Origin of the sequence: Sulfuracidifex metallicus DSM 6482 = JCM 9184 (assembly GCA_032834875.1) — an archaeon.
GTDB lineage: Archaea > Thermoproteota > Thermoprotei_A > Sulfolobales > Sulfolobaceae > Sulfuracidifex > Sulfuracidifex metallicus.
In genome coordinates this window covers 2,184,885-2,191,724 of sequence record CP135238.1, presented here as the reverse complement: position 1 = coordinate 2,191,724, position 6,840 = coordinate 2,184,885, and the positions used below count along the sequence as shown (strand labels likewise).

The 6,840-nt window shown below is 37.1% G+C and carries 7 protein-coding genes and 1 tRNA gene; 7 read left to right on the top strand and 1 reads right to left on the bottom strand.

The genetic code is table 11. The annotated features are described in order from the left end of the window. The first annotated feature begins 266 nt into the window (after window positions 1-266). The 4 genes from RQ359_RS11905 to RQ359_RS11890 all read left to right on the top strand — a co-directional run bounded on the left by RQ359_RS11905 (window position 267) and on the right by RQ359_RS11890 (window position 3,399). Window positions 267-1,181, top strand: coding sequence for a DUF1464 family protein (locus RQ359_RS11905; protein WP_156016376.1), 915 nt, complete (start codon window positions 267-269; stop codon window positions 1,179-1,181). Next, window positions 1,148-2,071, top strand: coding sequence for a nucleotidyltransferase domain-containing protein (locus RQ359_RS11900; protein ID WP_156016377.1), 924 nt, complete (start codon window positions 1,148-1,150; stop codon window positions 2,069-2,071). Before RQ359_RS11905 ends, RQ359_RS11900 begins: the two co-directional genes overlap by 34 nt. Beyond that, on the top strand, window positions 2,031-2,960 hold the full coding sequence (locus RQ359_RS11895) for a triphosphoribosyl-dephospho-CoA synthase (RefSeq protein ID WP_083476969.1): 930 nt from the start codon (window positions 2,031-2,033) through the stop codon (window positions 2,958-2,960). Before RQ359_RS11900 ends, RQ359_RS11895 begins: the two co-directional genes overlap by 41 nt. Before the next feature lie 82 nt (window positions 2,961-3,042). After that, complete coding sequence (locus tag RQ359_RS11890) at window positions 3,043-3,399, top strand: hypothetical protein (protein WP_240900030.1); 357 nt, start codon at window positions 3,043-3,045, stop codon at window positions 3,397-3,399. On the opposite strand, the gene rimI is transcribed toward RQ359_RS11890, so the two are convergent. After that, a complete protein-coding gene (gene rimI / locus RQ359_RS11885) occupies window positions 3,380-3,883 on the bottom strand; it encodes a ribosomal protein S18-alanine N-acetyltransferase (protein WP_420856765.1) in 504 nt (167 codons plus the stop codon). The two genes, RQ359_RS11890 and rimI, sit on opposite strands and share 20 nt — an antisense overlap. Window positions 3,884-3,925: 42 nt before the next feature. Between rimI and coaBC the strand changes: the two genes are divergently transcribed. The 3 genes from coaBC to glmM all read left to right on the top strand — a co-directional run bounded on the left by coaBC (window position 3,926) and on the right by glmM (window position 6,839). After that, on the top strand, window positions 3,926-5,155 hold the full coding sequence (coaBC, locus tag RQ359_RS11880; RefSeq protein ID WP_156016379.1) for a bifunctional phosphopantothenoylcysteine decarboxylase/phosphopantothenate--cysteine ligase CoaBC: 1,230 nt from the start codon (window positions 3,926-3,928) through the stop codon (window positions 5,153-5,155). 31 nt (window positions 5,156-5,186) lie between these two features. Next, window positions 5,187-5,260, top strand: a tRNA-His gene (locus RQ359_RS11875). A 214-nt stretch (window positions 5,261-5,474) separates the two neighbouring features. Further along, the gene (glmM, locus tag RQ359_RS11870; protein ID WP_054839343.1) at window positions 5,475-6,839 is read left to right on the top strand and encodes a phosphoglucosamine mutase; all 1,365 of its coding nucleotides are present in this window, start codon (window positions 5,475-5,477) and stop codon (window positions 6,837-6,839) included. The last annotated feature ends 1 nt before the right edge of the window (window position 6,840 follow it).

Below are 6,840 nucleotides of genomic sequence, written 5' to 3'. Positions count from 1 at the left end.
TTCATATTAAGCTATGTATTTTATAAGATATCTCATTAACTATCTTTAAGCCTTATTTCCTTATCTATCTAGATAAAAATTTTACATATTAAAAATAAACTATTTATATCTAGCTAGGTAAATATATAAATTTTCTATGATCTTACTACGAATTAAATTCTAGGTTAATGATATAGCTAGTCTTATTATTCATTACTAAGGGGAATAACATGATGATGACATAAAATAAAATAATGATAAAATGATATAGCGAGGCAGCCACTGAAATGATATTTGCAGGCGTAGATCCTGGCAGTGAAAGTTATGCTATTTCATTGATTAACGAGATAGGAAGCTTGGTTCGTTATTATGAGATACCAACAATGGTCTTACCACACGAATCAATTAAGTTAGTAAAAGAAATATTAGATTATAATCCTATTTGTATAGCTTTACCTTCCGGTCATGGTCTTCCTTTCACTTCCATAGATGAAATTGGAGATCGTGAAATTTTCTTGATGACGCTTGCTGACCCTAATATAGATGGTCCTTTACACTCTATGCTTAGGGCTTTTAGGTTCATAAGGTCATCCTCTAGAGCTTTTACTATACCCTCTGTTGTGGAGCTAGATTCTGTGCCCTCTTTTAGGAAAATCTGGATTGATATGGGAACCGCTGAAAAGGTAGCCTCAGCGTTCTTTTATGTTTCATATTTTAACTTAAGTAATTTCATTTTAGTGGAGATGGGAAGACATTTTTCATCAATAGTTATAGTTAAAGATCAAAGGATCATAGATGGTTTTGGTGGTTCCGTCATTCCAGGGATTAAATCAATCGGCTCTCTTGATGGAGAAGTCGCTTACTTATTTAATAAAGCTGGAATAAAAATAACTAAGGACATGATATACTTTGGTTCAAATAAAGAGAGAGCGTTGGAAATTATAGAGATTCTATCTCAATCTCTCTCAAGTAAATATGGTGCCAAAATAATAGTTTCTGGTCCTGCAAAGGAAGAATTGAAAGTAGGAGAGAAAATTGATCTTCCCTTCAAGGAGTCTTCTGTAGGGTCAGCCATGATAGCATCGTCGCTGTGTGGAGGCGCTTATCGAGATAAGGCTGAAATGCTTAAGAGCAGCGGTTCACCTATTTCATTTTTGAAGATGAAGAGATGGGACGAAGTAATTTCTTGGACAAAGATCTGATATTCGACAAGGAAAGAGAGAACATATTTCACGTTATTACTAATTACGACACGAGGAATTTTGGGTTTGTTTTCGCTATGCTTAAGTACAAGAGAGACGGCAAAGGACTATGGAGGGGCTATAATAGAGTTTTAAAGAATTACGGAGTACATAATTTGGTTAAAAACCCTCAAAACTTCATGTACCAGCCTTGTCTGGACGCAAGCTTTCCTGTCGTTTATACGTCTCAAATAGGTTTGCATCTAACTCCTGAAGACGGTTTGGATAAAGTAATGAAAGGAAAGGTGGACGAAGACCTAACAAACGTAGTTTTATCCATAGTAGATAAAATAGGCACAAAAGGGGTAGGTGTGGGAGGTTCAATCTTAGCTGGGACATATCATTCTAAATCTGACGTTGATTTGATAATATATGGTAAGGATAGATCTTTGGACGTTTATTATCAATTGAATGAATTAGGGACAGACAACGAATGGATAGAAGAAACCTCACGCAACTACGAATTGCCCGTAGATCAAGTCTTGTATCTTTATGATAGAAAAAGACGGGGCATTTTAAACGGTGTGAAAGTATCTATAAACTTTGTAGACATCTCTTCTTACAAGCTGTGTAATGAGCTGTGTGAAAGCTTCTATCCAGTTAATGATGTTTCCCTTTATGTAGAGGAAGGTCAAGTGGAGGCACTCTTTTATCCTGCTCGAGTTAAAGTAAGCGGAAACATAGAGGAAGGGAAAATTGACGAAATCATTTCATACGAAGGGATATACTCATCTCTCTTGTTCAAAGGAGGAAAAATGAGGGTAGACGGAGTTCTCATCAAATGTGAGAACAGGAACATGGTGATAATAGGTGACCGCAAGTTTAGAGGAAACATTAGAAGATTTGTGTGACGAGATATCACTAATTCTATCTAGCTCCTCATTGAAAGAGGCATACATAAACAAGCCCGGAAACGCCTCTAGAAAAAAGGATATAAAGACAGTGAGTTATCTCGAGCTACAGGAAAGCGCATCTTACCTTAGTCAGACTTACAAGAAGGTTTGCATGATGGGATATTTAGGTAAGAATAAGCCTATTTTCTCGCTCTTAAGACCAGAGAAATTTAGAAACGCATTAGGGGGCGAGTTTGCTCTTTTCGGATCAGCTTTACTCTTGCTTCCTATAGCTTTCGTGTCTACTCAAGTTTCAGATATTAGTGAAATGAGAAGCAAGTTATCCCAATTTATTATGACCCTTGACGTGAATGAAGGTAAGGAATTCATCAGAGCTTTGCGTTATATGAATCCTTCATACAAGGGCAAAATAGATGGAGAGATGGATATAGAAAAAATAGCTAATAATATTTCATTGTACGATATACTAGTTTTTTCGTCAGATTTTGACGAGATTGCAAGGAACATGGTTAACGGTTACTACTTAACGTTTATTGGATATAGTTATCTTATAGAGAAAAAATGTGAAACTTTTGAGCAAAACGTTAGAAGAGCATTCTTAAAGATACTCTCCTATCAACCTGATACCCTTATCATGAAGAAATATGGGGCGTATGTATCATTAAAGATATCTAAAATGGCCTCCAAAATTGCCGACTGCCCTACTTGTGGAGACATAGAAAATTTAGATCGATATATGACAGATGCAGGTTTTAATCCTGGTTCTACAGCAGATATAATAGCTTCTTCAATCGCTCTTTATGATTTAGAGAGGTGGTACAGAAATAAGATTAGCTCTGGTATCTGGCTTCCCTTGCCAAAGGGATGTAATAGAGCAGGTAAATAAAATCGAATCAGAATTTATAATAGGTTTAGGAGACATAGAATGTCCTCAGCTGATTAGAGACTTTAGAGGTATACTTGGAGAAATGGACGGAGTTGATACTTTGAAAATACTAGAGAGGAAGAACGCAATAATAAGAGACAAGTTCTATATAATTTCTTCAGACTTCTCTACCCCTTATGTGATATCGCATTTTCCACCTTTTGGTTCAAACACAGGATACGTTGGAGAAAATCAAGTGGGTAATTCTAAATTAACTTCGCTTCTTCTTTCTAAAGAGCCGGAAATCCTATTTCACGGTCATAGTGAAATACAGAAAATTTCCAAACTGTATAAAACTGAGGTGGTGTCAGTGGGAAGTTTCCTATTGGGTCAATATGTAATTTTAGATATAAACAAACGCGTTTTTGAATTCAAGAACATCAAAGCTGACAAGCCATAAGGTACGCGTCTTCTCCGTCTGCATAATAACCTTTTAGTAATTTAACTTCTTTGTATCCATTCTTTCTATACATATTTATTGCGACTTCGTTGCTTACTCTAACCTCTAAATAAACCTCTTCTGCCTTGTAGTTTTCTTTCATAGCCTTCATCGATTCTCTGAGTAGAGCTGAACCAATTCCCATTTTTCTATAATGTTGTTCTACGGCTATTGATACAATGTGGCCCTTTTTTACTATTGAAGGAATTTGTTTGAAATTGCTGAACCCCCATTCTATTCTCGGCATTACATAACCTACTACGTTGTAGTTTACTAGACCTACGAAGAACGCTAGACCATATTCTTTCAGATGTTCTATAAAGAAATAATGAGGATAATTCTCAGGTAAAGAATCCTTATTGATATGTATTATTTGTTCTATATCTTCCATTCTGGCGTTCCTTATAGTGAAGGGAGAACCTTTATTGAATTCTGCAAACTCCACAGATTACGTTTTATTCGGGAGTATTATATATGTGACTGATCCATGGTTCATCCATCGAAGAGAATAATAGTGAATGACGGACCATTGTCTGGAAAAAGTGTAGTCCTCGGAGTAACAGCAAGCATTTCTTTATATAAATCCTTAGATCTGGCTAGGGAGTTAATGAGGCATGGTTCTGAAGTTCATGTGATAATGAGCAGGGCAGCTTCTAGATTAATATCTCCTTCCATGTTTGAATGGGCTACTGGAAATCCAGTTATTGTAGACATAACCGGAAACCTTGAACATGTTCAGTTGTCAGAGAAGGAAGCTATGGTTGTCGCCCCAGCTACCATGAATTTTCTAAATAAATTAGTCTATGGTATAACAGATAATTCAGTTCTACTTACAGCGTCTAATTTCATCGGGGAGCATAAACCTCTCTTTATAGTTCCGACAATGCATTTGTCTATGTACAAAACGACTCAAGTGTTACACTCATTAGAGATGTTGAAATCCCAAGGCATTCACATAATAGAACCGTATGAAGAAAGGGACGTTGCCCATTATCCAGATATAAACTTATTGACTTGGCAAATAGAAAGCATTATCTTAAGGGGAAAGGATCTTTCTGGAAAAAAGATATTGGTCACAGCAGGTCCGACTAGAGAATACATGGACCCCGTTCGTTTTATGAGCAATCCTAGTAGTGGAACAATGGGAATAGCCATAGCAAATGAAGCGTTCTTTAGGGGAGCCGACGTTAGGTTGATTCATGGCCCACTATCAACCTCAATGAAGCCTGCTATGAAAAACGTTTTTGAAGTGAAAACTACGGACGAAATGATGAAAGAAGTCGAAGCAGGTGTAAAGGAAGGATTTTCAATTGTTATTTTAGCTGGAGCTCCTGCTGATTTTTCTTTTCAGAACAAATTTGAGAACAAAGTTGATACCGCAAGAGAGGTTCCTGAGGTTAAGTTAATTAAGACGCCTAAGGTGTCTTCGGTCGCGGTAGGTAAGGCTTTCGTTGTAGGTTTCTCTGCAGAGACCGTCGACAACGATGAGGAGCTAACAAAGAAGGCTAGAGCTAAAATGGAAAGACATGGGTTCAATATGATAGTAACTAATAACGTATCAAGGCATGATATAGGTTTTGGATCTACTGACAATGAAATTTTTATTATTACAAATGAAAGTCAAATGAAAATTAGTAAAAATAATAAAATAGTAATTGCGAGAGGTATTCTTGACAACGTAAAGAAAGAGCTAGAGCTACAACGCAGAAGAGTTTAAAAATTATTGAGTTTTAGTTGAAGGTGGTGTGGCTCGAGTAGCTCAGCTTGGGAGAGCGCTGGGCTGTGGACCCAGAGGTCCCGGGTTCAATCCCCGGCTCGAGCCCTCATGTACTAGTCTATAACTTATTTAGGCTGAGTATGTAAAATCTTAACAGAGGTTATCTATATCTTTTATAAAAGTAATAATTATCTAGATATATTGAAATATTTATACTAATAAAATATATAGTACGGTCTAAGTCTAAAGTTGTCTCTTTTAGGAACAAAGGACTGATATACTACGACACTCTTAAATGTTTCAATATAAGTAATAATATATGGGTAAACTATTCGGTACTGATGGAGTTAGAGGGATTATAAATAAGGAATTAACTGTAGATTTAGCTCTTAAATTAGGCAAGGCGATAGGAACATACTTTGGAAAAAATGCCAATATCATGATAGGGAGAGATGCCCGTGCAGGAGGAGACATGTTTATGAGGGTTGTAGAAGGAGCTTTGCTAAGTACTGGCGTTAATGTTTACGAGGCTGGATTTGGGGCTACTCCTGCCCTACAATACGGTGTAAAAACTCTAGGCTATGACGGTGGAGTCATAATAACAGCTAGCCATAATCCTCCAGAATATAACGGAATTAAAGTTCTTTCAAACGAAGGAATAGAAATAGAGAGAGAGGAAGAAAATAAAATAGAGGAAATATATTTTGAGAGTAAGTTTAACTCTTCCGATTGGACGTCTTTAAAATATGATGTTAGGAAGGAGACTAGACTGCTTGACACCTACGTTAAGGGCGTATTATCTCAAGTTGATGTAGAAAAAATAAGAAAAAAGGGTTATAGAGTTCTGGTAGATTCAGCTAATAGTGTAGGCGGTCTAACTACTCCAATAGTGGCAAGAGAACTAGGGTGTAGAGTATTTACTCTGAATGGAAATCTAGATCCACTATTTCCAGCCAGATATCCAGAGCCTACATTTGAGACTCTTCGCGAAACTGCTGAGGTAGCTAAGGTCTTGAAAGTAGACTTAGGTGTTAATCATGATGGTGACGCTGATAGGGCAATTTTCATAGATTCTAACGGGATCATAGAATGGGGAGATAGGAGCGCTGCATTACTGTCCTATTGGTCACACGTTAAGAATCCCAATCTCCCACCCAGAGTCTTTACAGCAGTGTCTAGCTCCAGTCTTGTAGAAGAATACTTATCCAATTTCGGTTTGGAAGTAAAATGGACCAAAGTAGGAAGTGTAGATATAGCTCATACTCTAATGAAAGAAAAAGGAGTGGCTGGATTCGAAGAGAACGGAGGTTTCATGTATCCCCCTCATCAATACGTAAGAGACGGAGCAATGTCCATGGCATTAATGCTCGAGCTTATGGCTAGCGAAAACGAATCCTCCGCCTCACTTTTCGAAAGGTTGCCAAAGTATTATCTCGTTAAGACAAAAGTGAGATTAACTGAGAGTACAAACGTGGAAAAAATTTACAAGGAAATAGAGAACAAGTACAGCAATAGCGGTAAAATGATTACCATAGATGGAGTAAAGGTAACCTCCAATGATTATTGGTTTTTAGTGAGGAAAAGCGGAACCGAGCCTATAATAAGAATATTAGTTGAGGCTAAAGATCAGTCTAAGGCCTCCGAGATAGCTAACGAGTTAACTAAGTTTGTAGGTGGAGCATAGC